Annotated in this window: 25 protein-coding genes; 18 read left to right on the top strand and 7 right to left on the bottom strand. The window is 65.9% G+C overall.

The annotated features are described in order from the left end of the window. Positions 1-42: 42 nt before the first annotated feature. On the bottom strand, positions 43-1,011 hold the full coding sequence (locus QA649_RS30440) for a LysR family transcriptional regulator (RefSeq protein ID WP_283026140.1): 969 nt from the start codon (positions 1,009-1,011) through the stop codon (positions 43-45). Between the two features lie 175 nt (positions 1,012-1,186). Between QA649_RS30440 and QA649_RS30435 the strand changes: the two genes are divergently transcribed. From QA649_RS30435 to QA649_RS30390, 10 genes are all read left to right on the top strand, one after another. After that, positions 1,187-1,807 (top strand): UbiX family flavin prenyltransferase, encoded by a 621-nt coding sequence (locus tag QA649_RS30435; protein WP_283020429.1) that lies wholly within the window; start codon positions 1,187-1,189, stop codon positions 1,805-1,807. Positions 1,808-1,832: 25 nt separating this feature from the next. Beyond that, positions 1,833-3,248 carry a UbiD family decarboxylase gene (locus QA649_RS30430; protein WP_283026139.1) on the top strand — a complete coding sequence of 472 codons (1,416 nt, stop codon included), beginning with the start codon at positions 1,833-1,835 and terminating at the stop codon, positions 3,246-3,248. A 106-nt stretch (positions 3,249-3,354) separates the two neighbouring features. Further along, positions 3,355-4,194, top strand: a complete 840-nt coding sequence (locus QA649_RS30425; protein ID WP_283020428.1) for a helix-turn-helix transcriptional regulator — start codon at positions 3,355-3,357, stop codon at positions 4,192-4,194. 143 nt (positions 4,195-4,337) lie between these two features. Continuing rightward, entirely contained in the window at positions 4,338-7,337 is a 3,000-nt protein-coding gene (locus QA649_RS30420; RefSeq protein WP_283020427.1) for a molybdopterin cofactor-binding domain-containing protein, read from the top strand. Further along, entirely contained in the window at positions 7,334-8,149 is an 816-nt protein-coding gene (locus QA649_RS30415; RefSeq protein ID WP_283020426.1) for an FAD binding domain-containing protein, read from the top strand. The genes QA649_RS30420 and QA649_RS30415 overlap by 4 nt, the downstream gene beginning before the upstream one ends. Continuing rightward, positions 8,146-8,664, top strand: coding sequence for a (2Fe-2S)-binding protein (locus tag QA649_RS30410; RefSeq protein WP_283020425.1), 519 nt, complete (start codon positions 8,146-8,148; stop codon positions 8,662-8,664). Before QA649_RS30415 ends, QA649_RS30410 begins: the two co-directional genes overlap by 4 nt. Next, on the top strand, positions 8,657-10,201 hold the full coding sequence (locus QA649_RS30405) for an AMP-binding protein (RefSeq protein WP_283020424.1): 1,545 nt from the start codon (positions 8,657-8,659) through the stop codon (positions 10,199-10,201). Before QA649_RS30410 ends, QA649_RS30405 begins: the two co-directional genes overlap by 8 nt. A 29-nt stretch (positions 10,202-10,230) precedes the next feature. Further along, a complete protein-coding gene (locus tag QA649_RS30400; RefSeq protein ID WP_080135763.1) occupies positions 10,231-11,037 on the top strand; it encodes an enoyl-CoA hydratase-related protein in 807 nt (268 codons plus the stop codon). A 71-nt stretch (positions 11,038-11,108) separates the two neighbouring features. After that, a complete protein-coding gene (locus QA649_RS30395) occupies positions 11,109-12,440 on the top strand; it encodes an MFS transporter (protein WP_283020423.1) in 1,332 nt (443 codons plus the stop codon). A gap of 206 nt (positions 12,441-12,646) precedes the next feature. Continuing rightward, positions 12,647-14,095, top strand: coding sequence for an NAD-dependent succinate-semialdehyde dehydrogenase (locus tag QA649_RS30390; RefSeq protein WP_283020422.1), 1,449 nt, complete (start codon positions 12,647-12,649; stop codon positions 14,093-14,095). A gap of 147 nt (positions 14,096-14,242) precedes the next feature. On the opposite strand, the gene QA649_RS30385 is transcribed toward QA649_RS30390, so the two are convergent. From QA649_RS30385 to QA649_RS30360, 6 genes are all read right to left on the bottom strand, one after another. After that, positions 14,243-15,079 carry an ABC transporter substrate-binding protein gene (locus QA649_RS30385; RefSeq protein ID WP_283020421.1) on the bottom strand — a complete coding sequence of 279 codons (837 nt, stop codon included), beginning with the start codon at positions 15,077-15,079 and terminating at the stop codon, positions 14,243-14,245. Between the two features lie 70 nt (positions 15,080-15,149). Further along, positions 15,150-15,632, bottom strand: coding sequence for a MaoC family dehydratase (locus QA649_RS30380; protein WP_283020420.1), 483 nt, complete (start codon positions 15,630-15,632; stop codon positions 15,150-15,152). 9 nt (positions 15,633-15,641) lie between these two features. Further along, positions 15,642-17,225, bottom strand: a complete 1,584-nt coding sequence (locus QA649_RS30375; RefSeq protein ID WP_283020419.1) for a CoA-transferase — start codon at positions 17,223-17,225, stop codon at positions 15,642-15,644. 4 nt (positions 17,226-17,229) lie between these two features. Continuing rightward, positions 17,230-18,372: an acyl-CoA dehydrogenase family protein gene (locus QA649_RS30370; RefSeq protein ID WP_283020418.1), complete on the bottom strand. Its 1,143-nt coding sequence runs from the start codon at positions 18,370-18,372 to the stop codon at positions 17,230-17,232. A gap of 13 nt (positions 18,373-18,385) precedes the next feature. Next, positions 18,386-18,754, bottom strand: a complete 369-nt coding sequence (locus tag QA649_RS30365) for a hypothetical protein (protein WP_271580623.1) — start codon at positions 18,752-18,754, stop codon at positions 18,386-18,388. A gap of 3 nt (positions 18,755-18,757) precedes the next feature. Next, positions 18,758-19,843 (bottom strand): LacI family DNA-binding transcriptional regulator, encoded by a 1,086-nt coding sequence (locus tag QA649_RS30360; RefSeq protein WP_283020417.1) that lies wholly within the window; start codon positions 19,841-19,843, stop codon positions 18,758-18,760. A 184-nt stretch (positions 19,844-20,027) separates the two neighbouring features. Between QA649_RS30360 and dapA the strand changes: the two genes are divergently transcribed. The 8 genes from dapA (at position 20,028) to QA649_RS30320 (ending at position 26,378) form a co-directional block, all read left to right on the top strand. Continuing rightward, entirely contained in the window at positions 20,028-20,936 is a 909-nt protein-coding gene (gene dapA / locus QA649_RS30355) for a 4-hydroxy-tetrahydrodipicolinate synthase (RefSeq protein WP_283026138.1), read from the top strand. A gap of 14 nt (positions 20,937-20,950) precedes the next feature. Then, a complete protein-coding gene (locus QA649_RS30350) occupies positions 20,951-22,141 on the top strand; it encodes a CoA transferase (RefSeq protein WP_283020416.1) in 1,191 nt (396 codons plus the stop codon). After that, positions 22,138-23,301, top strand: coding sequence for an acyl-CoA dehydrogenase family protein (locus QA649_RS30345; RefSeq protein ID WP_283020415.1), 1,164 nt, complete (start codon positions 22,138-22,140; stop codon positions 23,299-23,301). The genes QA649_RS30350 and QA649_RS30345 overlap by 4 nt, the downstream gene beginning before the upstream one ends. Positions 23,302-23,312: 11 nt before the next feature. Next, positions 23,313-23,720: a MaoC/PaaZ C-terminal domain-containing protein gene (locus QA649_RS30340; RefSeq protein WP_283020414.1), complete on the top strand. Its 408-nt coding sequence runs from the start codon at positions 23,313-23,315 to the stop codon at positions 23,718-23,720. Between the two features lie 3 nt (positions 23,721-23,723). Beyond that, positions 23,724-24,155 (top strand): MaoC/PaaZ C-terminal domain-containing protein, encoded by a 432-nt coding sequence (locus QA649_RS30335; protein WP_011086090.1) that lies wholly within the window; start codon positions 23,724-23,726, stop codon positions 24,153-24,155. Next, positions 24,152-25,105: a dihydrodipicolinate synthase family protein gene (locus QA649_RS30330; RefSeq protein WP_283020413.1), complete on the top strand. Its 954-nt coding sequence runs from the start codon at positions 24,152-24,154 to the stop codon at positions 25,103-25,105. Before QA649_RS30335 ends, QA649_RS30330 begins: the two co-directional genes overlap by 4 nt. A gap of 11 nt (positions 25,106-25,116) precedes the next feature. Further along, positions 25,117-25,419, top strand: a complete 303-nt coding sequence (locus QA649_RS30325; protein ID WP_283020412.1) for a DUF4286 family protein — start codon at positions 25,117-25,119, stop codon at positions 25,417-25,419. 122 nt (positions 25,420-25,541) lie between these two features. Further along, positions 25,542-26,378, top strand: a complete 837-nt coding sequence (locus tag QA649_RS30320) for an ABC transporter substrate-binding protein (protein WP_283020411.1) — start codon at positions 25,542-25,544, stop codon at positions 26,376-26,378. Positions 26,379-26,385 lie beyond the last annotated feature (7 nt).

Below are 26,385 nucleotides of genomic sequence, written 5' to 3'. Positions count from 1 at the left end.
GATCGCAAGATTCAACGCAGACGGCGGCAATCTCGATTGGTTCTAACTGGCTCGCTTCCGCGGCTTTCGGCCCTCCCTGCGGGAGGACGAGCTTTTGCCACCGGAGGATGGCTCCACAAACTCTCGGGCAACGACCGCGGCCTGCGCAAGATCGTGGCTGATGACATCGAGCACGGCCTTGGCCGCGACCGACACCGCACGCCGTGGATGATGCACCCAGGCGATCGAGCGCACGATCCTCTGTGCATCGAAGCGATGGGCCCGGATGGTGCCGCTCGCCAGCGATTGCCGCAGCGCGATGGTCGGCAGCACCGTCGCGAAGTCGGTGGTCGCAATCACGTCGCACAACGCGGGGAGGGTGTCGAGCTCGAGGCGCGGGCGCAGGTCAATGCCGATTGCGGCGGCGTGCTCGTCGAGGATCAGGCGCAGGCCGTGCCGCTTGGAGGGCAGTACGAGATCGACATTGGCGATGTGGTCGAAACGCAGTCTTGCAGGCGGCTTGATCGGGCCGTCCTTGCGGCAGGCAAACACCATCTCCTCGTCCATGACGTGATGGGCGGCGAGCGGCGTCTTGCGGCGCGGCACGTTGATCAGCGCGAAATCGAGCTGGCCGGTGTTGACCCAGTCGACCAGCGTCTCGGTGTAGCCCTCGCAGACCGACAGCGTGATCTCGGGATAGCGGCTGGCGACCGTCGCCGACGACCTCGCCATCGTGCTTTGCGCCACCGAGGTGATGAGGCCGACCGAGACGCGACCCGAGATGCGCCCGCCGAGCTGCGCCATCTCCTGCCGCGCATATTCGGCGTCACGCACGATCGGCGCCGTCAGCCGCGCCAGGGCCTCGCCGGCGCTGGTCAGCGTCATGCCCTGGACGCTGCGATCGAACAGTTTTTGGCCGAGCTCGGCCTCGAGCTTGGCGATCTGCATGCTCAGCGCCGGCTGCACGATGTTGAGCTGGCGCGCCGCCCGGGTGACGTTCCTCTCCTCGGCCAGGCACAGGAAATATTGCATCTGCCTGAGTTCCACGGCGTGTCCTTTGGTCGCTGGTCTTGATCGCGCCCATCATCGTGGATGATCGATACCATAATCAATCATTATTTGTGATGATGGACGCGGTTGCCTAGTCTTGCCGCGGATGAACGTGGACCTCGGAGGGCGCGTGATCTACGGGAGCGAAACCAAAGACATGCAGGACGCCAGCCCCAAGCGGATGATCATCGGCATTTCCGGCGCCTCGGGCATCACCTATGGCGTGCGCCTGCTGCAGCTGCTGCGCAATGCCGGCGTCGAGACGCATCTGGTGATGTCGAAGACCGCCGAGCTGACCTTCGCCTACGAGACCGACCTGAAGATCGCGGAGGTGAGGGCGCTCGCCAACGTCAACCACGCGATCGATGACATGGCCTCGGCGATCTCGAGCGGCTCGTTCCGCACCGCCGGGATGATCGTGGCGCCGTGCTCGATGCGCTCGATGTCCGAGATCGCATCGGGCGTGACCACGACATTGCTGACCCGGGCTGCCGACGTCGTGCTCAAGGAGCGCCGGCGCCTGGTGCTGATGGTGCGCGAGACCCCGCTGCACACCGGGCACCTCCGGACGATGACGGCACTCTCGGAGATGGGCGCGATCATCGCGCCGCCCGTGCCGGCCTTCTACGCCAAGCCCGAAAGCCTCGACGACATGGTCGAGCACACCGTCGGCCGCGTACTCGACCTCTACGACATCGATATCGGCGTCGTGCGCCGCTGGGGTGAGGACGAGGCGCTCAAGCGCCGCTCGCCGTCGTTGCGCAAGATCGCACCCTGACTAGAAGACTTAAGGAATGACCGGTATGCGAATGGACAATGTTGTGAGGAAGGGCTCGCCCGCCGATCTGCGCGCCTGGCTCGCTAATCTCGCCGAGCGCGGCAAGCTCGCGATTGCGCGCGAGGGCGTTGCGCTGGCGGACGAACTCGCCGCCATCGCCAAACGGCTGGAGCGCGACAGCGCCGTGCTGTTTCCACGCCCCGACGGGCACGCGATCCCCGTCGTCGCGAATCTCTTTACCGGCCGCGACTGGGTTGCCGAGTCCATCGGCGTCACCGAGGACCAGCTGCTGCCGCGGTTCCTCGCTGCCGCGAGCCATCCGCTGCCGACGCACGAGGTCGCGAGCGGGCCGGTACAGGAGGTCGTTCACGAGGACGTCGATCTGCTGCGCCAGCTTCCGGTGCCCAAGCACAATGAGCGCGACAGCGGCCCCTACATCACGGCGGGGCTCCTGATCGCGCGCAACCCGAAGACCGGCGTGCAGAACGTCTCGATCCATCGCTGCCAGATCTCCGGCAAGAACCGCATCGGCGTGCTGCTGCTGCCGCGGCACACCTTCTCGTATTACCGCCTTGCCGAGGAGCTGGGGCAGGCGCTGGAGATTGCGATCGTCATCGGCGCGCATCCGGCCTTGATGCTGGCGTCCCAAGCGATCGCAGCGCTCGACGAGGACGAGATGGCGATTGCCGGTGCGCTGCTCGGCGCGCCCGTCGATGTCGTGAAGTGCCGCACCAATTCGGTCCGCGTGCCCGCGCATGCGGAGATCGTGATCGAGGGGCGGATCCTGCAAGGCGTGCGCGAGCCGGAAGGGCCGTTCGGCGAATTCCCCCAATATTATGGCCCACGCGCCAATCGTGAGGTGATCGAGGTCGATGCGATCACGCATCGCGCCAAGCCGATCTTCCACACCATCGTCGGCGGCGGTTTCGAGCATCTGATCCTCGGCGGCGTGCCGCGCGAGGCGACGCTGCTGCAGCATCTGCGCCGCAGCTTTCCGAACGTGCATGACGTCCGCCTCACGCGCGGCGGCACCTGCCGCTATCATCTCGCGATCAAGATCGACAAGGCCAATGACGGTGAGCCCAAGAACATCATGATGTGCGCGTTCGGCGCGCACTACGACATCAAGCAGGTGATCGTGGTGGACAAGGACGTCGACATCTCCTCGTCCGAGGAGATCGAATGGGCGGTTGCGACGCGCTTCCAGGCCGACCGCGATCTCATGGTTGTGTCAGGCGCGCTCGGCTCGAAGCTCGATCCGACCACCGACAACGGCATCAGCGCCAAGATGGGGCTCGACGCGACGGCGCCGGTCAGCGCGCCCGAGCTCGCCTTCAAGCGCATTCGCGTCAAGGGCGAGGAGGAGGTCGATCTCGCCACAGCCTTGCAGGCCGATCCCAGTGCCGCGGTCGCGCGTCTTCTCGCGGAGGCGCTGACATGACCGGCTTGCGTCCGTTTGCGCCGTTGGAATATGAAGCGGGTGCTGCTTATAGTGCCGCGCCAACAAGCCAATCGTTTTGCAGCGCAACGCTGGGAGGAAGGAACTGATGTCGACGGCCCTGCGCATCGCTCATGGCGCTTTCGGCAGGGTCGCTCTGCTCGACATGGACCGTTCGCTGGTCCGTCACGCCCATCATCACTGTCATGTCCTGCTCAAGGTGGAGGGTGCCGACACGCAGTTTTTGGTCGGCGACCGGGTCACGCCGCTGACGGACACCGCCGCCGTGCTCGTCGACGGCTGGAAGCCGCACGCCTATGTGCACGACGTCAACCGGCCGCGCACGCTGATCATGGCACTCTATATCGAGCCGGAATGGCTGAAGGAGTTCCGACCGGGGTGGGCCGCGAGCGGCGCGCCCGGCTTTTTCGAGCGGCCCTCGGGCGAAGTCTCGCCGCGCATCCGCCAGCTCACGCTGCATCTGGCGGCCGAAATGATGGCGAATCCGGATGCGGTGCGGACCCACGAGCAGACGCTGTCGGATCTCATGATCGCGGTGATCGAGCGCTTCACGCCGTGGCGCAGCTTCCCGACCTCGATCCGCGGCATGAGCGCGGTGAGCTGTGACTGGCGCATCCGGCGCGCGATGGATGCGATGCGCGCGCAGGATTCCTATGGCAGCGTCGATCAGTTCGTGAAGGGCGCCGGCCTGTCGCGCGCGCAGTTCTTCCGCTTGTTCGAGACCTCGCTCGGCGTCTCCCCAAAAATCTATCTCAACGTCGTCCGCATGGAGCGCGCGCTCGACGCTGTGATGCGCGAGGAGACGCCGCTCGGCGAGCTCAGCGAGCGCTTTGGTTTTCCGGAGCCGGCGCATTTCACGCGCTTCTTCCGCGATCATGCGGGCGTCAGCCCGCGCGAGTTTCGCAACGTCTCGCGTCTCGCTGGTTGAGTCTCGCGGGCTGATATTGCGCCGCACGCTCTCGAATGAGACGATTTGGTAAGTCGTGAGAGCGGGCGGTATGGGCCCTGCACCCCTGTCCTGACAAACGTCACCGTCGCGTCAAAAGAACGCGTCGGGAGGTATGCCGGGACATGTTGCAGGCGGTCAAATCCGCAAATCCGGGACATGGCGATGAGCCGTGGGTCGGGCGCTCGATCGAGCGCGTCGAGGACGCCGCGCTGCTCTCTGGCCGTGGCCGCTTCATCGACGATCTCGGTGTTGCGCCCGGCACGCTGCACGCGACCATCCTGCGCTCACCGCATGCGCATGCCGATATTCTTTCCATCGATGCTGAAGCGGCCAAGCGCCTGCCGGGCGTTGCCGCGGTTCTGACCGGCAGCGACGTCAAGGCCGTCACGACAAGCCTCGTCGTCGGCGTGAAGGCGCCCGTCGAGTGCTGGCCCATTGCGATGGACCGCGTGCGCTATGTCGGCGAGCCCGTTGCTGTAGTGGTCGCGACGGATCGTGCGCGCGCCGAGGATGCGGCGGAGCTGATCAACGTCGAATACCGTCCGCGCGGCGCGGTGGTCGATCCGCTTGGTGCGATCGCAGCTGGCGCGCCCGTGCTGCACGACGGCTTTCCCGGCAATCTCGCCAGCGATCGCGCCTTCCGCTATGGCGAGCCCGAAAAGGCTTTCGCGGATGCGCCGCATCGCTTCTCCATCGACATCCGCTATCCCCGCAATTCCTGCACGCCAATCGAGACCTATGGCGTCGTCGCCTCGCACGATGCCGGCGAGGGCACCTACGAGGTTCTCGCCAATTTCCAGGGCCCGTTCAGCATCCACACGGTCATTGCGCGCGCGCTGAAGGTGCCGGGCAATCGCTTGCGGCTGCGCACGCCGCCGGATTCCGGCGGCAGCTTCGGCGTCAAGCAGGGCGTGTTTCCCTATATCGTGCTGATCGCCGCCGCGGCGCGCATCACGGGCCGGCCGGTGAAATGGATCGAGGACCGGCTCGAGCATCTCACCGCGTCGGTGTCGGCGACGAATCGCGCGACGACCTTGTCGGCAGCGGTTGCGGCGGATGGAAAGATCCTCGCGCTGGATTGGGACCAGGTCGAGGATTGCGGCGCTCATTTGCGCGCGCCCGAGCCGGCGACGCTCTATCGCATGCACGGCAATCTGACCGGCGCCTACGACATCAGCCACGTCAAGGTCCGCAACCGCGTCGTCGTCACCAACAAGACGCCGACCGGCCTCAACCGCGGCTTCGGCGGCCCGCAGGTCTATTTTGCGCTGGAGCGGCTGGTGCACCGCATCGCGATCGGGCTTGGCCTCGATCCGCTCGACGTCATCAAGCGCAATCTGATCGTTTCAGGCGCCTTTCCCTACCGCACCGCGACCGGTGCTCTCCTCGACTCCGGCAACTATCAGGAAGCCGTCGCGCGCGCGGTCGAGCAGGGCAGGCTTGCGGAGCTGAAAGCAAAGCGGGACGCGGCGCGGGCCGAGGGGCGTCTCTACGGCATCGGCTTCACCGCCGTGGTCGAGCCCAGCGTCTCCAACATGGGCTACATCACGACCGTGCTGACGGCAGCCGAGCGCCGCAAGGCAGGTCCCAAGAACGGCGCGCAGGCGACCGCGACCGTCGGGCTCGATCCCGTCGGCAGCGTCACGGTTCACGTCGCCTCCGTGCCGCAGGGGCAGGGCCATCGCACCGTGCTGTCTCAGGTCGTCGCCGACGTTTTTGGCCTGGAGCCGAAGGACATCCGTGTCAACACCGAGATCGACACGGCCAAGGATGCCTGGTCGATCGCATCGGGCAATTACGCCAGCCGTTTTGCCGCGGCCGTGGCCGGCACCGCGAAGATCGCGGCCGAGCGCGTCGCCGGCAAGCTCGCGCGCATCGCCGCTAGCCAGTTGAACGTCGAGGCCGCCGACATCGTGTTTGCAAAGGGATTCGTCGCCTCGAAGCACAATCCGGAGAACCGGATCGCGTTCTCGCGCGTCGCCGCGCTCAGCCATTGGTCGCCGGGCTCGCTGCCTGACGATGCCGGCCAGACCATCCGCGAGACCGTGTTCTGGACGCCGCCGGAGCTGACGCCGCCCGACGATGACGACCGCATCAACTCCTCGCTCTGCCACGGTTTCATCTTCGACTTCTGCGGCGTCGAGATCGATCCGACGAAGCTGGAGACGCGGATCGACCGCTACGTCACCATGCACGACTGCGGCACCATCCTGCATCCCGGCATGGTCAACGGCCAGATCCGCGGCGGGTTCACGCAGGCGCTCGGTGCGGCGCTCCTCGAGGAATATGCCTACGCCGAGGACGGCAGCTTCCTCACGGGAACGCTCGCCGACTATCTGCTGCCGACCACGACCGAGGTGCCGGAGCCCGAGATCTTCCACATGGAGACGCCGTCGCCGTTCACGCCGCTCGGCGCCAAGGGTGTCGGCGAAGGCAATTGCATGTCGACGCCGGTGTGCCTTGCCAATGCGGTCGCGGATGCGCTCGGAATTGCTGACATCACCTTGCCGCTGGTGCCGGCACGGCTCGCCGAGCTGGTGCGCGGCGCCGAACCGCCGCCTCCCGCAGGCGCGGCTGTTGCGCCCGCGCGTGAAGGCGATCGGCGGCTGCGCGGCGAAGGACAGGCCGTGGTGAAGGGCGCGCCCGAGCAGGTCTGGGCGATGCTGCTCGATCCCGCGACGCTGCAATCGGTTATTCCCGGCTGCCAGCGCGTCGACAAGGTCACCGACACGCATTTCCGCGCCGACGTGACGCTCGGCATCGGCCCCGTCACCGGACGCTATCGCGCTGACGTCGAGCTGTTCGAGCTCGATCCGCCGCGCGCGGTGACCTTGCGCGGCGGCGCCACCGGCGCGCTCGGTTTCGGCAGCGCGGAGGGGCGGATCACGCTTGCGCCCGACGGTAACGGCGGAACGAAACTGACCTACAGCTACGACGCAGCCATCGGCGGCAAGGTCGCAAGCATCGGCGGCCGCCTGCTCGATGGCGCGACGCGCGTGATCATCGGCCAGTTCTTCACGGCGCTGGCGCGCAAGGCCGGTGGTGGTCGCGCGGAGGGCGGCAGCTTCTCGCCGTTCGCGCTGCTGGCGAAGGCGGCCGGTCTGTTCGGGGGGCGCCGATGAAGCCACCCGCATTCGACTATCTCCGGGCCGGGAGCATCAGTGACGCCCTCGAAGGGCTCGCGCAGCAGGGTGGCGATGCGCGCGTGCTCGCCGGCGGGCAGTCGCTGATGGCGATGCTCAACATGCGCCTCGCCAAGCCGAAGCTGCTGATCGACATCATGCGGATCAAAGAGCTCCGCCAGATCGAGCGGAAGAACGATGCCGTCGTCATCGGCGCCGGCGTGCGCCAGGCGGATCTGTTGGCCTGGCCCGACCTCGCCGAGGCGTTGCCGCTGGTGGCGCTGGCGCTGCCCTGGGTCGGGCACATGCAGACCCGCAGCCGCGGCACCATCTGCGGCTCGCTCGCCCATGCCGATCCCAGCGCCGAGATGCCGCTGGCGCTGGTTGCGCTCGGCGGCGAGGTGTTGTTGCGCAACGCCAGGCGTCTGCGGCGCGTTGCTGCCAAGGACTTCTTCGCCGGCATGATGCTGACCGCGCGGGCGGATGACGAGCTGATCGAAGGCATCTCGCTGCCTGTCATCAAGGGATCGCGCGTCGCCTTCCGCGAGGTCGCGCGCCGCCACGGCGATTTTGCCATCGTTGCCTGCGCCGCGATGAAGACGCCGACGGGTGTGCGTCTCGCTGTCGGCGGCGTCGCAGACGTGCCGGCCGTGCGCGACTGGCCGCGGCTGGAGGGCAGTGCGCTCGACGACGCCCTCAACGGCTTTGCTTACGAACTCGGCGCCCGCGACGACGTCCACGCCACCGCGCGCTATCGCCGCGACCTTGTGCGCATGATCGGCCGCGACCTGATCGGCGAGGTGCTGCAATGACCCGCCTCAAGGCCGATCAGCGCCATGCCGTTCGCTTCTCGCTGAATGGCAAGCCGGTCGAGGCTGAGGCCGAGCCGCGCATGCTGCTGTCCGATTTCCTGCGCCACCAGCTGGGTGCCACCGGCACCCATGTCGGCTGCGAGCACGGCGTCTGCGGTGCCTGCACTGTTGTCGTCGACGGCATGCTGACGCGGTCCTGCCTGACGCTCGCGGCACAAGTCGATGGATGCGAGCTGAAAACGGTCGAGGGCCTCGCGCCCTCCGCCGACCGGCTCGGTGTGCTGCAACAGGCGTTCCGCCGCAACCACGCGCTCCAGTGCGGCTTCTGCACCGCCGGCATCTTGATGTCGCTGGACCACTATCTCGCGAAGAACCCGGCGCCGACTGAAGCGGAGATCCGCGATCTCCTGAGCGGGCATATCTGCCGCTGCACCGGCTACACCCCGATCATCCAGGCGGCGTTAGATGCCGCCGCCGAACTCGCTTCATCCAACAAAGAGACGTCAGATGCTTGATCTCGCCAGCAGCTTCATGGCCAGCGCCGCGCGCGATCCCAACGCTATAGCGCTGGTCGACGGCGATCTCCGCCTGACCTACCGGCAATGGTACAGCAAGATCTCCGCGCTGGTGGCCTCGTTAGACCGGGTCGGCCTCAAGCCCGGCGATCACGTCGTCACGCTGCTGCAGAACCGCTGGGAGGCGGCGACGCTGCACTGGGCCTGCCAATTCGCAGGCCTCGTGATCACGCCGATCAACTGGCGCGCCAAGGCCGACGAGCTCGATTACTGTATCGAGAACGCCGCGGCCTGCGCGGTGTTCTATCAGGACATCTCTGCCGAGGCGGTGCAGGGGGCGGCGCTATCAGGCAGGCTGCTGCGCGTGTCCGTCGATCCGGGAGTGGGCGATGCGAGGAGCTTTGCCGATCTGATCAAGGACGCTGCGCCGGACGCCGAGCCGCGCGTCGGCGCCGATGCCTGGTCGATCATGCTCTATACGTCAGGCACGACCTCGCGGCCGAAGGGCGTGCCGCGCCGGCATCGCGCCGAACGCGCCGCCGCGATCGCCCATGTCGCGCAAAATCTCTACGGCCGCGGCGAACGCACGCTCGGCGTGATGCCGCTCTACCACACCATGGGCGTCCGCTCGCTGCTGGCGATGTCGCTGATTGGCGGCAGCTTCATCTGCCTGCCGCGCTATGACAGCCGCCAGGCGCTGGCGCTGATCGAGAAGGAGGAGATCACCAACCTCTATCTGGTGCCGACGCTCTACCACGATCTCGTCCATCACGACGCGTTTGCCGGGACCAATGTCTCCACCATCCGCAAGCTCGGCTTCGCCGGCGCGTCGATGACCGATGGCCTGCTGAAGAAGCTGAACGAGGCGTTCAGGCCAAGCCTGTTCGTCAACCATTACGGCAGCTCGGAGATCTACACTTTTACCATCGACCAGAACGCCGCGGCAAAGCCGGGCTCGGCCGGCAAGGCGGGGCTGAACCAGCACGTCAAGGTCGTCCGCATCGGCGCGCGCTCGGTCGCGGATCTCGCTGCCGTCGGCGAGGAGGGCGAGATCATCGCGACGCTTGCCGGCGATGAGGCTTTTGAGGGCTATTGGAGGCGCCCTGAGGCCGATGCCAAATCGCTGCGCGAGGGCTGGTACTTTACGGGCGACACCGGCTACGTCGATCCCGACGGCGATCTCTTCGTCACCGGCCGTGTCGACGACATGATCATCACCGGCGGCGAGAATGTCTCGCCTGTCGAGATCGAGAGCTGCCTGTCGCTGCACCCCGCCGTCGACGAGGTCGCGGTGGTCGGCGTCGCTGATGAGAGGTGGGGCAAGGTCGTCGCCGCCTTCGTCAAGCGCAATCGCGCGGTCTCAGAAGTCGAGCTGGAGCAGTTCTGCCGCACCTCTGGCCTTGCCAATTTCAAGCGGCCGCGCCGCTACGTCTTCGTCGACGCGATCCCGAAATCGCCGGTCGGAAAGCTGCTGCGGCGACTGCTCGTCGCCGGAGAATACGAGGCCGAGCGCCTGCCGCCGTCCGACGCGGCCTGATCATCACCCATCAACAGAAGGAGGCACAGATGCCGTCACCCTATACATTTGCCGATCCGCGGCTCGCAAAACTCGACGGGTTCAAGGTCGAGATCGACGAGGCGCATGAGCGCGCCGACATCATCCTGGGGAGGCCGCCCTACAACGTCGTGGCGATGCCGCAGCGCGACCAGCTGCGGCTGACCTTCGAGACGCTGGACGAGGATCCGCGCGTCCGCGTCATCGTGGTGCGCGGCGAGGGCGAGCATTTCTCCAGCGGCGGCAATATCGGCGGCTTCATGGAGGCAAGCCCGGAGCATGTCTCCAAGCTCGCCTGGAACATCGCCGCGCCCGCGCGCTGCGCCAAGCCCGTGATCGTGGCCAATCGCGGCTATTGCTTCGGCGTCGGCTTCGAGCTGTCGCTCGCCTGCGACTTCCGCATCGCCTCCGAGACCACGCAATACGCGCTGCCGGAGCAGAAGCTCGGTCAGATCCCGGGCTCGGGCGGCTCGGCGCGCCTGCAGAAGATGGTCGGCATCACCCGCACCAAGGACATCGTGATGCGCTCCAAGCGCATCTCGGCCAAGCAGGCCTATGAGTGGGGCATCGCCACCGAATGTGTGCCGGATGCCGAGCTGGAGAAGGCGACCGATAGACTGGTCGACGAGCTCCGTACCTTCTCACCGCTGGCGCAGCGCACCGCCAAGAAGCTCCTCAACGACACCGAGGATTCGACGCTCGCCATCGCCATCGAGCTCGAAGGCCATTGCTACAGCCGCCTGCGCCAGTCCGAAGATTTCAAGGAAGGCGTCGAGGCGTTCAACGCCAAGCGTCCGCCGAAATTCGTCGGACGCTGACACGCGACTGAACTGCCGCGGTTCGCAATGACGCGGACCGCGGCGCCATTCAAACGGGGGAGGTAAACAACATGGCTGAGATGGATATGCCGGTAGCAGGCGCAGAAGCGTCGGCCGACAACAAGCAGATGGTCAATGCGATCATCGCGTCGGTGCTCGGATGGGCACTGGATCTGTTCGATTTGTTCATTCTGCTCTACGTGGCGCCGGTCGTCGGCGCGCTGTTCTTTCCGTCGAGCAATGCGGCGCTGTCGCTGGCGGCGGTCTACGGCTCGTTCGCCGTGACGCTGCTGATGCGGCCGTTGGGATCGGCGGTGTTCGGACATTATGCCGACGTGCACGGCCGCAAGCAGGCCATGCTGATCGCCATTGTGGGCGTCGGCCTCAGCACGGCGGCGTTTGGCCTGTTGCCGACCATCGCGCAGGTCGGCGTGATAGCGCCGATCATCTTCCTGATCCTGCGCCTGGTGCAGGGCGTGTTCGTCGGCGGTGTCGTGGCGTCCACTCACACCATCGGCACCGAGTCCGTGCCGCCGCAATGGCGCGGCGCGATGTCGGGCCTGGTCGGCGGCGGCGGTGCCGGCATCGGTGCGCTGCTGGCGTCCTTCATCTTCCTGGTCACATCCTCGGTGTTCCCCGGCGATGCCTTTGCTGTCTGGGGCTGGCGCTTCATGTTCTTCTCGGGCCTGCTGAGCTCGCTGCTCGGCTGGTTCATCTTCCGCAACCTCGAAGAATCGCCCTATTTCAAGGAGCTCAAGCGCCAGCAGGGCAACAAGCAGGCGAAGGTTTCGAAGGCGCCGGTCAAGGACGTGTTCTCCGGCGAGTATCGCGGCGTTCTGCTGGTCAATCTGCTCATCACCTTCGGCGGTGGCGCCGGCTACTACCTCACCTCCGGCTATCTGCCGAGCTTCCTGAAGGTCATCAATGCGGTCCCGAACCAGACCTCGTCGCTGATCCTGATGGGCGCGAGCGTCTCGGCGTTCTTCTCGGCCGTGCTGATTGGCGCGCTGAGCGACTGGATCGGCCGCAAGAAGACCTTCCTGCTGATCGGCGCGCTGGCGGCGGTGCTGCTGCCGCTGTGCTATCTCAATCTCGCCGCCACCAAGGACACGACGCAGATCACGCTTCTCGCACTCGCCATCGCCTTCATCGGCAATGCCGGTTACGCGCCGGTGCTGATCTTCCTCAACGAACGTTTCCCGACCGCGCTGCGCGCCAGCGGCACGGGCCTGTCCTGGAACATCGGCTTCGCGCTCGGCGGCATGATGCCGACCTTCGTCTCGCTGGTGAGCGCCAGCCCGGCGCAGATTCCGATGTCGCTGGCTTACTTCGCGGTCGGCGTGTTCGTGGTCTACCTGATCGGGGCGGTCGTGATCCCCGAGACCAAGGGCAACTTCCGCTGAGCCTTGCGCCGGCGCGGCTGCTCTGCTGCCGTTCCGGATCGCTCGATGCATCCCGTGGGCACCTGCCGGATGGGCGATCCCGTCGACTGGGAAGATCAGCGATGCGCTGCTGCGGCTTCATTGATCCCTTTTCGCCGGGCCCCTTTCGGTGTAGCTCTGCGCCGGCTTGAAACGGTGGGGCGCTGGGCCCGCCGACGGCGGAAATCATGGAGGCACCAAGGATGTATCCGAAAGTTCAAATGTTCATCGCCGGCGAGTGGACCGACGGCACGTCCGGCAAGTCGGAGGACATCCTCAATCCCGCCACGGGCCAGCCGATCGGCAAGACCCCGCACGCCTCGAAGGCGGATCTCGACCGCGCGCTGGAAGCCGCCAAGGCCGGTTTCGAAGTCTGGCGCAAGACCTCGCCGTTCGACCGTTACAAGCTGATGCGCAGGGCCGCGGACATCATCCGCTCCCGCGCCGCCGAGATCGCGCCCGTCATGACCATGGAGCAGGGCAAGCCGGTGGTGGAAGCGCAGGGCGAGACCATGCTCGCCGGCGACCTCATCGACTGGTTCTCGGAAGAAGCCCGCCGCGCCTATGGCCGCATCGTGCCGCCGCGGATGGGTAACGTCTCCCAGCTCGTGACCAAGGAGCCGGTCGGCCCGGTCGCCGCGTTCACGCCATGGAATTTCCCGATCAACCAGGCTGTCCGCAAGATCTCCGCCGCGCTCGCCGCCGGCTGCTCGATCATCGTCAAGGGGCCGGAAGAGACCCCGGCGAGCTGCATGGAGCTGGTGCGCGCCTATGCCGATGCCGGCATTCCGCCCGGCGTCGTCCAGCTGGTGTTCGGCGTGCCGGCGGAAGTCTCGGAATATCTCATTCCGCATCCGATCATCCGCAAGATCAGCTTTACGGGCTCGACCGCGGTCGGCAAGCATCTGGCCGCGCTCGCCGGCCTGCACATGAAGCGCGTCACCATGGAGCTCGGCGGCCATGCGCCGGCGATCGTGTTCGCTGACGCGGACCTCGACAATGCCGCGAAAATCCTGTCGGCCAACAAGTTCCGCAATGCCGGCCAGGTCTGCGTCTCGCCGACGCGCTTCCTGGTGCATGAAAGCGTCTACCAGCCCTTCGTCGACAAGTTCGTCGCGGCCGCCAAGAGTTTGAAGGTCGGTAACGGCCTCGACAAGGACACCCGCATGGGTCCGCTGGCGAACCCGCGCCGTGTCGACGCCATGGAAGGTCTTGTCTCCGACGCGGTTCAGCGTGGTGCCAAGGTGCAGGCCGGCGGTAAGCGCATCGGCAATGAAGGCTTCTTCTTCGAGCCGACCGTGATCACCGACGTGCCGCGCGATGCCCGCATCATGAACGAGGAGCCGTTCGGGCCGCTTGCTCCGATCACCTCGTTCCGCAGCTATGACGAGGTGGTGGCCGAGGCGAACCGTCTGCCTTACGGCCTTGCGGCTTATGCCTACACCACCTCGACCAAGACCATGCAGGCGATCGGCGCCGACGTCGAGAGCGGCATGGTCTCGATCAACCACCACGGCCTCGCGCTGCCGGAAGTGCCGTTCGGCGGCGTCAAGGATTCCGGCTACGGCTCCGAAGGCGGCCTCGAGGCGATCGAGGGGTACCTCAATACGAAGTTCGTGACCCAGGCGAGCGCGTAAGAGAAGCCTTGTAGGGTGGGTTAGCCGTAAGGCGTAACCCACCTCTTCTGTCTCCGCGGAGAAAGACAGTGGTGGGTTACGCCTAGCGGTTTGCGCTTCGCGCAATCCGCGAGGCTAACCCACCCTACGTTCTCGCGCGCACCGCCCTCAATTCGTCGGCCCATCTCCCCTGATGGCAAACGTGGTCGCCTTCAGCTTGGTCATGCCGAACTTGTCGAACAGCTTGTCATAGGTGCCATCAGTGCGGATCGCGGTGAGAGCGTCGGCGACGGCCTGGGCGAGCAGCTTGTCACGAAAGGCGAAGGTGATGTCGGTGCCGGCGATGTCGCGGACCCAGATTTTTGCGATGCCCTTCTGCTCGAGCGAGTTGGCGGTCTCGTTGATGTTGAGCGCGGCCTCGAGCTGGCCGGCGCGCAGCGCCGCCGAGGTGGCGGTGACGGTGGTGAAGGTGCGCAGATCGATCGGCCTCAGGCCCTTGGCCTCCATCGCCGTGCTGAACTCACGCGCCTTGCGCTCGGTGTAGGTCGCCGATTCCACGCCCACCACGCGGCCGGCGAGATCCTCGAACTTCTCCAGCTTCAGGCTGGAGGAGGGATCGGTGTAGATGCTGATCGCCTGCTGCGCGTAGGGCACTAGGTACAGCATCTTGGAGCGCTCCTCGGTCCAGAACAGTCCGGTGTTGATGGCATCGAAGCGGCCCGAGCGCAGCGCCGGGATCATCGGCGGGAAGTCCATGCGCAGGAATACCGCCTCGACGCAGATGCGCTTGGCGATCTCGCGGGCGAGCTCGACATTGAGACCCTGCAACTCGCCCTTGTCGTCGACGAATTGCTGCGGCGGCAGTGTCGGGTTGATCGACATCTGCCATTTCGGCGCCTCGATCAGGCTGGACGCCGGCACTTTCGATGTACAGGTCTGGGCGCCGGCGGCCTGCGTCAGGCCGACCAGCAGGGCGAGGACGGAGAAGGTTTTTGGAAATCGCATCAAGGTACTCCTGTCAAATCGTGGGTGGCAGAGGAGCCGTTCTCCGGTCCGCGTCTTCTTTCTTGTCTCGTCATGTGGCCGCCGCAGCATCGGCTTGCCGGGTCAGGATCAGCGAGATGTGGCGGGCCGCGGTCACCACCTCGTCGCGCTGGTTGAGGAGGTCGAGCGTCTCGACGACGATGCCGCGCCCGGGATTTTTGGTCGGGCGCTTCTCGACGAAGCGGAAGCGCACGCGCAAGGTATCGCCGGCGACGATGGGGCCCTTGAACTTGACCTCGTCCCAGCCGAGCGAGGCGACCGAGGTCTCCTCGTACAGCTTCAGCTCCGATTTCAGCCCCTCCATCAGCGACAGGCCGTACAGCCCGTGGCCGATCACCGCGGGAAAGCCGCGGGAGCGCGCATAGGCGCCGTCGACATGGAGCGGATGGTGATCGCGCGTGACGTCGGCGAAGGCCGCGATATCGGCTTCCGTCACGATGTGCGCGGCTGTCTCGAACTCGGCACCGAGCGCGATATCTTCGTAACGGAGATTGATCGGGGCGCTGGCGTTCATGCTGATCCCTCAGGCAACCTTCCGTGGCCGCGCCGGCAGGGCGTTGAAGGCTTGCGCGATCCCCATCGGCCCGGAGCGGAAGATGCGCGGATCCATGTCCTTCAATTGCGGGCTGATGCGTGGGCGAAAGCCCATATGGGCGAGGATGTCTTCCTCCAGCCGCACGCCCGGCGCGATCTCGGTCAGCGTCACGTGGCCGTTCTCGAGCTCGAACACGGCGCGCTCGGTGATGTAGCTGACGTGCTGGCCGCGTTGCGTGGCGAGCGAGGCGCTGAAGCTGATCTGGCCGACCTCAGGCACGAATTTGCGGAAAGCGCCGTCGCGCCGGATCGCGAGGCGGCCGTTCTCGACGCCGATGTCGAACTTGCCGCCGGTCATGGTGCCGCTGAAGATCAGCCGCTTGGCGTTCTGGGTGATGTCGATGAAGCCGCCGGAGCCGTCGCGGCGCTCGCCGAAACGAGTGACGTTGACATTGCCTGCTTCGTCCACCTCCGCGAAGGAGAGGAAAGCGCAGGAGAGGCCGCCGCCGTCGTAGAAGTCGAACTGATAGGCCTGGTCGAGAATGACGCGCGGATTGATGGCGGTGCCGAACTCGCGGGCGTGCCCGGGCACGCCGCCGACGACCCCGGATTCCACCGTCAGCGTGATCAGGTCGGAGATGCCTTCCTCGGCCGCGACGTTGGGGATCATCGCGGAGATGCCGACGCCGAGATTGACGACGTCGCGCGGGCGCAGCTCGAAGGCGGCGCGGCGGGCGATCACCCGGCGTTCGGTCAGCGGATCGGGCGTGATCATCGCCACCGGCACGCGCGTCTCGCCGCAGCGAGCGGGGTCGTAGGCGGTGCCGTAGGTCTGCATCTGCTCGGGCTCGAGCACGACGTGGTCGATCAGGAAGCCCGGGATCTTGACCATCTGCGGATGGATCGAGCCGCGCTTCACGATGCGCTTGACCTGGCAGATCACGGTGCCGCCCGCATTGTGCACGGCCTGCGCGATCGAGAGATCCTCCCGCGTCGTGCCCTCATGCTCCATGCTGATATAGCCGTCCTCGTCCGCGGAAGTGCCGCGGATGATGGCAACATCAGGCGGGTTGGGGACGCGGTAGAGCAGGTACGACTGGCCGTGCAGATCGAGCAGATCGACCAGTGGCGCGGTGGTGCGCTTGTTCATGCGGCCGCCGTCCTGGCGCGGGTCCATATAGGTGTTGAGGCCGACATGGGTGAGCACGCCCGGATGCTTTGCCGCCATGGCGCGGCAGAGCTGGCTCATCACGCCTTGCGGAAAGTTGTAGGCGTCGATCAGCTCGTCGCGGACGAGGCGCATGAACGGCACCTGCAGGCCGAAATTGCCGCCGATCACGCGCGCGATCAGGCCCTCATGAGCGAGATGGCAGAGGCCCTTCTCGGTCACGGCGCCGACGCCGGTGATGTTGATCAGCGTCAGATTGTGCGGGCCCTGGCCGCCGAGGAAGCGCTGCTCCAGCGCATCCAGAATGGCTTCGGCAGCGCCCGTGCCGCCATTGCCGCCGACGATCAGCGTGTCGGTGTCGCGGATCAGGCCCGCGGCTTCTTTCGCGGTGATGATGCTCAGCATGCCCTCACGCGGCCTCCTTCTCGACCTGGCGGGCGATGATCAGCCGCTGGATCTGGTTGGTGCCCTCGTAGATCTGGGCGAGGCGCACGTCGCGGAAGATGCGCTCGATGCGGTATTCGCGCGAATAGCCGTTGCCGCCGTGGATCTGCAGCGCGTTGGAGACGTGCTTCATGGCCATGTCGGTGGTGAACAGCTTGGCCTGCGCCGCCTCCTTGGCGATCGGCTCGCCGGCATCGTGCAGGCGCGCGGCGTGGTGGATCAACAGGCGCGCAGCCGCGATGTCGGTCGACATGTCCGCGAGCATGAACTGCACCGCCTGGAAGCCGATGATGGCTTGGCCGAACTGCTTGCGGTCCTTGGCATAGGCGGTCGCGTCCTCGAACGCGGCCTGCGCCATGCCGAGCGCCATCGAGGCCATCATCAGCCGGCTGAAGTTGAAATTGCTCATGGCCATCTTGAAGGCCTGGTTCTCCGGTCCCATCACGCTGTCCGAGGGCAGGCGCACGTCGGAGAAGGTGATCTGGCAGTCGTCGAGGCCGTGCATGCCGAGCAGCTCCTCGTTCTTGCCGCGGGCGATGCCGGGCAGGGCGCCGTCGACGAGGAGGCAGGAGATGGAACGGTGGCCCGCATCTGCGCCGGTGCGCGCGAACACCATGATTCGGTCGGCGACGCGGCCGAGCGTCACCCAGGCCTTGGTGCCGTTGAGCCGCCAGCCATTGCCCTCGCGCACCGCGTTGGTGCGGATGCTAGCGACGTCGGAGCCGTGGTCGGGCTCCGAGACGGCGGTGGCGGGAATGATGTCGCCGCTCAGGATCTTCGGGATCAGCGCCTTGTGCGCGTCGGTGCCGTGATGATCAAAGAACAGCACGGCCTCGACCGGGATCGCGAAGGCGTTGGCGACCGCGCCGGAGCAGCGCGACAATTCCTCCATCGCGATGCAGGCCGCGACCGCATCGAGGCCGGCGCCGCCGGCGCCTTCGCGCAGGCAGATGCCGAACAGGCCGAGATCGGCCATGCCCTTGTAAAGGGTGCGGTCAAAACGGTCCTCGCGGTCGATCGCGGCGGCGCGCGGCAGGATCTCCGCTTCGGCGAAGCGGCGGGCCGTTTCGCGCAGGGCTTTCTGGTCTTGGCTGTAGAAGCGGTCCATGGGTGTGCTCCCGTCAGTCGCTGGCGAGCTTGGAATCGTGGGAGACCTCGCTGCGGTCGCGATCGCAGAAATAGACCGCGACATCGTCGCCCGGCACGCCATAGGCGCTGCATACGGCGCGGGTCAGTGCGATCGCCGCCGCGCGTCGCTCGGCCTCGCTGCGGCGGAAGGCGTGGACCTTGAGCAGGATGCGCTGGCCGGTAGCCGGAGCGCCGAACGTGCCGGCGTGGGCGTAGTCGTCGGTCGCAATGTTCAGGAAATAGAGCGTGACCGTATCGGCGGTGACGCCGAACGCCGACATCAGGCCGTCGGTCACCGAGCGCGCCAGCGCGGCCTTGCGCTGGGATGGGACTTGCGGGGCGAGCACTTCGACATAGGGCATCGATCAGACCTTCGCGGATTTGGCCGCAGATGATTTGGATGAAGACGGTTTGGACTTGCCGGATTTCGCAGGGGCGGGGGCGTCGATCTGGCGGCAGGAGTCGCGCTGGATCAGCCGGGCGCCGACGCGATATTCGCGGACGCCGTCATTGCCGTTGCCCTTGGCGTCCATGCGATGCAGCAGCCGGTCGACGGCGAGATTGGCAAGATCGCGTGCGCCGTTGTCGACGATGCTGATCGCCGGGCGATGCCATTCGAACCACGGCATGTCCTCGTAGCAGAGCAGCGAGAGATCGTCGGGAATGGCGATGTTCCGCTCCGCGGTGACGCGCAGCACGCCGAGCGTTGCCTCGTGATTGGCGACGAAGATCGCGCTCGGCGGGCGGGGGAGATCGAGCAGCTTGCGGGCGCAGGTTGCGCCGGTCTCGGGCTCGAAATGGCCGGCATGAATCAATGTGTCGTCCCTGGCGATGCCAGCCTCGCGCAGCGCGCGGACATAACCGGACAACCGTTCGCGGCCCGACGTGGTGTCCTGGCGGCCGACGATCAGCCCGATGCGCTTGTGCCCGAGCTCGATCAGGTGACGCGTGCCCAGATAAGCGCCTTGCGGATCGTCCGCGAGCACGGTCTCGAGATCGGTCGCGTCATCGCGTCGCACCAGGCAGACGATCGGAACATCTTTCGAGAGTGTCTTGAGCTGCGGGCCGTTCTTGCCCGTGGGCACCACGATCAGCCCGTCGATACGGTGATCGACCAGCGTGGTCAGGGTGTCGCTCTCCTGCTGCGGATCGTCGCCGCCGATGCACAGAAGCATCTGATAACCCAGCGCCTTCAGGCGCGCCTGCACCACTTCGGCCATCACCTGGAACGAGGCGTTGGTGAGATTGTGGACGAGCAGCGCCACCAGCCGCGACTGCCCGGTTTTCAATCCCCGCGCGATCGGGTTCGGCCGGTAGCCGAGCTCGCGCGCGATGCGCACCAGGCGCTGCTGCGTTCGCTCGCTGGTCAGGCCGGTTCCCGTCAGCGCTCGGGAAGCAGTGCTGACTGAAACGCGGGCCGCCTGTGCCACATCTTTGAGCGTGACGCTCATCAAACCTGCCGATAGACTGCAAACGATTGCAGAAACGCTAAGAGCTAATTCCACGCGGATCAAGCTCAAATAATGGATGGTGGTGCCCAATGCAGAGCCATTTATGCAAACGATTGCATAGAATGTGCGGATATTCCGCAGGCGGCAACCATCGCCTGAATCCACCCGAGCACCCGGCAGTTCCCTGATGAAGACGTTTCGCGGCACCTACACCGTCATGATCACCCCGTTCACGGCAGCGGGCGAGGTCGATGTCGCGGCCTTGCGCGCCTTTGTCGACTGGCAGATCGCAGAGGGCATTCACGGGTTGATCCCGCTCGGCTCGACCGGCGAGTTCCTGTCCATGGACGATGACGAGAAGGCGCTGGTTGCCGAGGTCGTCATTCGCCAGGCCGCGGGCCGCGTCCCCGTGCTGATCGGCACCGGCGCGGAGGATACGCGCGAGGTGGTGCGTCTCAGCCGCCGTGCCGAAAAACTGGGCGCTGACGGCGTGATGATCATCCCGCCGTTCTATTCGACGCCGACCGACGACGAGCTCGTGCATCACTACAAGACGGTTGCCGACGCGATTTCGCTGCCGATCATGGTCTACAACAATCCGGCGACCGCCAATGTCGATCTCAAGCCACAGCTCGTGGCGCGCATCGCCGAGATCGACAACTGTCTTTATATCAAAGAGTCGACGCTGGAGGTGACGCGCGTGCGCGACATCATCCGCCTCTGCGGCGACAGGATGACGGTGTTCGGCGGCATCCTCGGCTTCGAATCCTTTGTCGAGGGCGCGCAAGGTTGGGTGGCCGTGGCCTCCAACGTGGTCCCGGCGGAGATGGCCCGCATCTTCAGCCTCGTCGCCGACCACGGCGCCATCAAGGAAGCGCGCGAGCTCTATCTCAAATACCTGCCGGTGATCGAATTCGTCGGCGGCCAGGCCTATGTCGCCGGCAGCAAGGCGTTGCTCAGTCATATGGGTTTTGCAGCCGGCCATCCGCGCCCGCCGCGGCTGCCGCTGCCGGCAGCGCAGGATGCGGCCGCGCGTGCACTGGTCAAGACGTTCGATCTCGCCTGGCGCGGTGCGCCGGTTGCGGCCGCCTAGACTGAGGTGAACGGATGAACCTGCTCGACGGCGTCAAGATCCTCAGCTTCAATCACTATCTCGCGGGGCCCCTGGCGGCGCAGACGCTGGCCGATCTCGGCGCCGACGTCATCGCGGTCGAGCCGATCGAGGGCGCGTTCCAGCGCAACTGGGCGGTCGCCAACCACTTCGTCGCAGGCGACAGCGTCAATCATCTGGCGACCGGGCGTAACAAGCGCAGCCTCGCGGTCGATCTCAAGCATCCCGACGGCATCGCCGCGGTGAAGAAGCTGGTCGCGACCGCCGACGTCGTGATGGAGAACTTTCGGCCGGGCACCATGGCCAAGCTCGGCCTCGGCTACGACACGCTCAAGGCGATCAACCCTGGCCTGATCTATGCGGTTGCCACCGGCTTCGGATCGGACGGGCCGTACAAGGATCGTCCCGGTCAGGACCTGCTGCTCCAGGCGATGTCGGGTCTAGCGATGCGGACCGGACGCGCCGATGGCGAGCCGACCGCGGTTGGTGCTGTCATCGTCGATCAGCACGCCGCCTCGCTCTATGCGATGAGCATTCTTGCTGCGCTGTTTGCCCGGACGAAGACCGGCAAGGGGCAGCTCGTGGAGGTCAACCTCTATCAGGCCGCCCTCGATCTCCAGGTCGAGCCGCTGACTGCCTGGCTGAACGGCGCGCCGTCGCCGACGTCGCGTGGCCCGGCCGGTATCGCGGCGTGGTTCAGCCCCGGGCCTTACGGCGTTCACGCCACGGCGGATGGTCATATGGCGATCTCCATGGCCACGCCTAAGGCGCTCGCCGTCGCGCTCGAGAGCGAGGAGCTAAAGCAGTTCGGGGAGGCCGACAGCTTTTCGAAGCGTGAGGAGATCACGCGGATCGTGGCGGCGCGCCTGAAGCAGAAATCGACGGCGGAATGGCTGCCCTCACTGGAAGCTGCGCGGGTCTGGCACGCGCCGGTGCAGGACTATCGCGACCTCGAGGCCGATCCGCAGCTTAGGCATCTCGGTGTGTTCAAGAGTGCCGAGAGTGCAGGGGGCGCGCCGATCCGGATGGTTGCGCATCCCGCGCGCTATGACGGGCAGACGCCGGAGGTACGGCTGGTACCGCAGCGGCTCGGCGCGCAGACGCGCGAGGTGCTCGGCGAGATCGGCTACGGCGCTGCGGAGATCGAGGCAATGGTAGCCGGCAAGGCCGTCGGAGTGGCGCGATGATCGATTTTTCAGTCCCCGAGGAGACGCGCCTGCTGGTCGACACCGTCCGGCGCTTCGTCGAGACGGAGGTGCAGCCGCTCGAAGACGTCGTGGAGCAGACGGCCAAAGTGCCGGCCGACGCGCTGGCGGTCACCAAGGCCAAGGCGCAGAAGCTCGGCCTTTACGCCATGAACATGCCGGCGGATGTCGGCGGCGGCGGGCTAACTTGCGTCGAGCACTGCCTGGTCGAGGAAGAATTCGGCAAGACCTCGGACGCGCTGATCCGCCGCGTGTTCGGCCAGGTCTATCCGATGCTGATGGCCTGCAAGGGCGACCAGGTCGAGCGCTATCTGCTACCCACGGTGAAGGGTGACAAGATCTGCGCCATGGCGATCACCGAGCCGGGCGCTGGGTCCGACGCGGCGTCGATCAGCACGACGGCGCATCTCGATGGCGACCAGTGGGTCCTCAACGGCACCAAGCATTTCATCAGCGACGGCGACATCGCCGATTACGTGATCCTGATGGCGCTGACCGACAAGGACAAGCGGGCGCGCGGCGGCATCACCCTGTTCCTAGTCGATCGCGGTACGCCCGGCTTCAAGGTCGCGCGCACCCAGCCGATGATGGGTCATCGCGGCTACGGCCATGCCGAGCTGAGCTTTGAGGATTGCCGCATTCCGAAGGCTTCCGCGCTCGGCGAGGTCGGCGGCGGCTTCAAGCTGATCATGCAGAGCGTGCTGCAGATCCGGCTCGCCCATATCGGCGCCCGCGCCGTCGGCATGGCGCAGCGAGCGCTCGAGATGATGCGCAAGCACGCCGGCGAGCGGCGCCAGTTCGGCCAGCTGATCGGCGACTTTCAGATGGTGCAGAAGCTCATCGCGGACTCCGCCACCGAGATCTTTGGCGTGAAGATGATGGTGATGAACGCCGCCTGGGACATCGATCAGGGCAAGGACGCGCGCGACAAGGTCTCGATGATCAAGGTCGCGGCCTCCGAGATGCAGGGCCGCGTGGTCGACCGCGCCATCCAGGTCTTCGGCGGCATGGGTTTCAGCAAGGACCTGCCGCTGGAGCGGATGTATCGCGATGCCCGCGTCACCCGCATCTATGACGGCACCTCCGAGATCCACCGCATGCTGGTTGCGCGCAGCACCATCAAGAACGGCTTGCAGCTCTAGGGGAACGACCGATGCCTCACGCACCTCTCAAGCCCGGCGCGGCCTTCGCCTTCCGCAAGACCATGACGGTGGCCGAGCAGGCGATGTTCACCGGCATCAGCGGCAATCTCGGCGGTCTCTATGTCGATGCCGTCCGCGCGAAGAAAGCCGGCGCGTCCAACATGGTGGCCTTCGAGCTCGCCGTCGGCGGTCTCGCCACGACCTGCCTCAGCCAGCTCGGTGGTCCCACACGGCGGATCGGCAGCATCGCGCTCAATTTCGCTGCACCCGTGATCGTCGGCGAGTCCGTCGAAGCTCGGGCCGAGATCGTTTCGGTTGACGGCGACGACGCGGTCTGCCGCGTCACCTGCACGCTGTCGCCCTCGGGAGCGACCGTGGTGGACGGCACCGCAACGCTGGTTCCGTTCGCGAAGGGCTGAGCCATGTACGAGCCAAAGTCCTTCGACGATCTCAAGGTGAATGACAGGGTCAGCCTGAGCAAGACCATCACCGAGGCGGATGGCGCGCTCTATATCGCCGCGACCGGCGATTTCGGCCCGGTCCATGTCGACGAGGTCTATGCCGGAGCGACGCGCTTTGGCCGCCGGCTGGCGCCGGGGATCATGGTCGCCGGCCTCTGCACCAGCATCCTCACCTCTGAGCTGGTCGGCACCATCGGCGTGTCCGTAGAGGACCGCTTCTGGTTCACCGGTCCCGTGTTCTACGGCGACACGCTCACTTTCGACGTCTGGATCGCTGAGCAGCACGACGAAACCCGCACCATTATCTGGGAAGCCAGTGCCCGCAACGAGGGCGGCCTCGAAGTGCTGAAGGCGCGGGCGAGCCTGAAATTTCCGCGGCGGAAACCGTCATGAGCAAAGCGATGAAGAAACCTGATCTGCGCGGCGTTACGGTCGCGACCGTTCTGCCCTTCAGGGACGACAGCTCGATCGACTGGGACGGCTACGCTCGTGTCCTCGACTATTGTGCCTGTCCGGACGGCATCGCGGCGGTGTTCGTCAATGGCCACGCCGGCGAGGGTGGCTCGCTCTCGGACGACGAACGTCTGGCCGTGATCGAGCGGACGCGCCGGCAGATCGGCGGCAAGCCGCTGCTTTCAGGCATCATCGCGCATTCCACCGCGGAAGCGATCCATCAGGCCCAGCTCGCGGAAGCGACCGGTGCCGATTGCGCGGTGCTGTTCCCGCCCGCGCCGCTCGGCGGCGGCGCCTCGGCGACCTCGCGCGCGCCGCTGGCGTTCGTGCAGGCGGTCAGCTCCGCGATCGGAATTCCGGTGTCGATCTTCCAATATCCGCTGACCTCGGGCTTCGGCTACTCGCCGGAGACCTTGGCCAAGATCGCAGCGCTCGACAGCGTCATCGCGATCAAGGAGGGCAGCGACACCATGCTGGCCTATGACGAGAACCGGCGGGCGGTGAAGCAGGCCGATCCCTCCGTCGCGATCCTGCCGTCGAACTTCAACTGGTTCCTGCCGCAGCTCGCCGTCGGCGGCGACGGCATTCTCTCCGGCCTCGTCAGCCTCGCGCCGCATCTGTTCGCAGAACTGTGGCAGGCCTCGCTCGCCGACGACCTCAAGGCGATGCGCGCCGTGAACGAGCGGCTCTATCCGATCGTGCGATCGATCTACGGGCCTGCGCCGATCATGGACATGCACACACGCATGAAGGTCGGGCTGAAGGCGCTCGGCCTGATCCGCAACGCCGATCCGCGGCCGCCGCTGCTGCCGGTTCTGCCTGCGCTGTGCGATGCGATTGCAACGACGGTCGGCGCGGCGCGCGCGGCCGGCGACATCCGTCTGGAATGAGGGGCGAGAAGATGCCGGACGAAGCCTTCATCCATATCGTGCGGATAGACATCGATCCCGAGCACGAGGCTGCGTTCAACGCCTGGTACGAGCAAAAGCATTTTCCTGATCTGCTCGCTTGTCCCGGCTGGCTCTCGGCCAAGCGCTTCGTCTCGATCGGCGACGGGCCGAAATACGCCGCGATGTACGAAGTCGCGGGCCGCTGGGCATTCGAGACGCCGGAGTTTTTGAAGGTGAAGGGATTCGGTCCGTTTGAATCCCTGGTGAAGAATTTCATGCGCATCCAGCTCAGGCCGATGTCGGGACCGGCCTGAGCAGATCAAGGACGATGCTGCCTGCCATGTCGCGAGATCCGGCCGGCCGCATCCAAGAAACGTTGAGGGGGAATCCCGGGCGAGGAACTGCATCGGTCATTGGCGTCTTACTGGAGGTATTCATGGTCTCGACACTGCTTCGCTTGAGTGCTGTAGCCGCACTCGTTCTCGCATCCGCGTCCGCGCATGCCGCCTGTACGCCCGCGATCACCGACGACAATCTGATCGCGCCCGGAAAGTTGCAGCTCTCCATCAACCCGACCAATCCGCCGCAGCAATTCGTCGACAAGGACGGTCAGTTGCAGGGCCTCAATGTCGAGCTCGCCGCCGAGCTAGGCAAGCGGTTGTGTCTTCCGGTCGAACTCGTCCGGATGGATTTTCCGGCGATGATTCCTGCGCTCAACGCGGCCCGCATCGACGGCATCGATACCGGCATGTTCTGGACCGAGGAACGCTCCAAGCTGATGTACATGGTGCCGTATGCCATTCAGGCGATCTCGGTCGTGGTCGCGCCCGATAGCGGCACAAAAATTGCTACCGAAAACGATCTGATCGGAAAATCATCCGCGGTCGAGGTCAGCAGCTACCAGATGAACTGGCTCAAGAAACTCAGCGACGCGAGCGTGGCGAAGGGCGGCGCCGCCGTCGAGATGCGCACATTCCCCACCGCGACCAATGTCGTCAGCGCGCTACTTGCGGGACAGGTCGACAACGCCTTGCTCGTGGATAGCGTGGCGCGCGATCTCACCAGCCGCGGCCGCGTCAAGGAAGTGCTGAGTGGCCTCGGCACCGCGCGCACCACGCTCGGTTTCCGCAACAAGACGGTGGTCGATGCCGTCGTCAAGGCGCTCAACGCGATGCGCGCCGACGGCAGCTATCAGGCGCTGTTCGACAAGTTCGGCCTGACCAGCATGCCGGCCGACCAGCCGCTCGCAATCGCCGGCCCCGGTCCGGCCTGATATCAAC

The organism is Bradyrhizobium sp. CB1717 (assembly GCF_029714325.1).
Classification (GTDB): Bacteria; Pseudomonadota; Alphaproteobacteria; order Rhizobiales; family Xanthobacteraceae; genus Bradyrhizobium.
Note: the sequence above shows the minus strand (reverse complement) of the source record. Positions and strands in the feature narration are given on the sequence as shown.

Coding starts and splice junctions, on each gene's coding strand:
- QA649_RS30375 (WP_283020419.1), bottom strand. CDS start 17,225: ATGCTGAGCATCATCACCGCGAAAGAAGCCGCGGGCCTGATCCGCGAC.
- QA649_RS30340 (WP_283020414.1), top strand. CDS start 23,313: ATGCCTCACGCACCTCTCAAGCCCGGCGCGGCCTTCGCCTTCCGCAAG.
- QA649_RS30335 (WP_011086090.1), top strand. CDS start 23,724: ATGTACGAGCCAAAGTCCTTCGACGATCTCAAGGTGAATGACAGGGTC.
- QA649_RS30325 (WP_283020412.1), top strand. CDS start 25,117: ATGCCGGACGAAGCCTTCATCCATATCGTGCGGATAGACATCGATCCC.
- QA649_RS30440 (WP_283026140.1), bottom strand. CDS start 1,011: ATGCAATATTTCCTGTGCCTGGCCGAGGAGAGGAACGTCACCCGGGCG.
- QA649_RS30400 (WP_080135763.1), top strand. CDS start 10,231: ATGCCGTCACCCTATACATTTGCCGATCCGCGGCTCGCAAAACTCGAC.
- QA649_RS30365 (WP_271580623.1), bottom strand. CDS start 18,754: ATGCCCTATGTCGAAGTGCTCGCCCCGCAAGTCCCATCCCAGCGCAAG.
- QA649_RS30395 (WP_283020423.1), top strand. CDS start 11,109: ATGGCTGAGATGGATATGCCGGTAGCAGGCGCAGAAGCGTCGGCCGAC.
- QA649_RS30435 (WP_283020429.1), top strand. CDS start 1,187: ATGCAGGACGCCAGCCCCAAGCGGATGATCATCGGCATTTCCGGCGCC.
- QA649_RS30360 (WP_283020417.1), bottom strand. CDS start 19,843: ATGAGCGTCACGCTCAAAGATGTGGCACAGGCGGCCCGCGTTTCAGTC.
- QA649_RS30430 (WP_283026139.1), top strand. CDS start 1,833: ATGCGAATGGACAATGTTGTGAGGAAGGGCTCGCCCGCCGATCTGCGC.
- QA649_RS30345 (WP_283020415.1), top strand. CDS start 22,138: ATGATCGATTTTTCAGTCCCCGAGGAGACGCGCCTGCTGGTCGACACC.
- QA649_RS30410 (WP_283020425.1), top strand. CDS start 8,146: ATGACCCGCCTCAAGGCCGATCAGCGCCATGCCGTTCGCTTCTCGCTG.
- QA649_RS30405 (WP_283020424.1), top strand. CDS start 8,657: ATGCTTGATCTCGCCAGCAGCTTCATGGCCAGCGCCGCGCGCGATCCC.
- QA649_RS30350 (WP_283020416.1), top strand. CDS start 20,951: ATGAACCTGCTCGACGGCGTCAAGATCCTCAGCTTCAATCACTATCTC.
- QA649_RS30415 (WP_283020426.1), top strand. CDS start 7,334: ATGAAGCCACCCGCATTCGACTATCTCCGGGCCGGGAGCATCAGTGAC.
- QA649_RS30425 (WP_283020428.1), top strand. CDS start 3,355: ATGTCGACGGCCCTGCGCATCGCTCATGGCGCTTTCGGCAGGGTCGCT.
- QA649_RS30385 (WP_283020421.1), bottom strand. CDS start 15,079: ATGCGATTTCCAAAAACCTTCTCCGTCCTCGCCCTGCTGGTCGGCCTG.
- QA649_RS30420 (WP_283020427.1), top strand. CDS start 4,338: ATGTTGCAGGCGGTCAAATCCGCAAATCCGGGACATGGCGATGAGCCG.
- QA649_RS30370 (WP_283020418.1), bottom strand. CDS start 18,372: ATGGACCGCTTCTACAGCCAAGACCAGAAAGCCCTGCGCGAAACGGCC.
- QA649_RS30330 (WP_283020413.1), top strand. CDS start 24,152: ATGAGCAAAGCGATGAAGAAACCTGATCTGCGCGGCGTTACGGTCGCG.
- QA649_RS30380 (WP_283020420.1), bottom strand. CDS start 15,632: ATGAACGCCAGCGCCCCGATCAATCTCCGTTACGAAGATATCGCGCTC.
- QA649_RS30390 (WP_283020422.1), top strand. CDS start 12,647: ATGGAGGCACCAAGGATGTATCCGAAAGTTCAAATGTTCATCGCCGGC.
- QA649_RS30320 (WP_283020411.1), top strand. CDS start 25,542: ATGGTCTCGACACTGCTTCGCTTGAGTGCTGTAGCCGCACTCGTTCTC.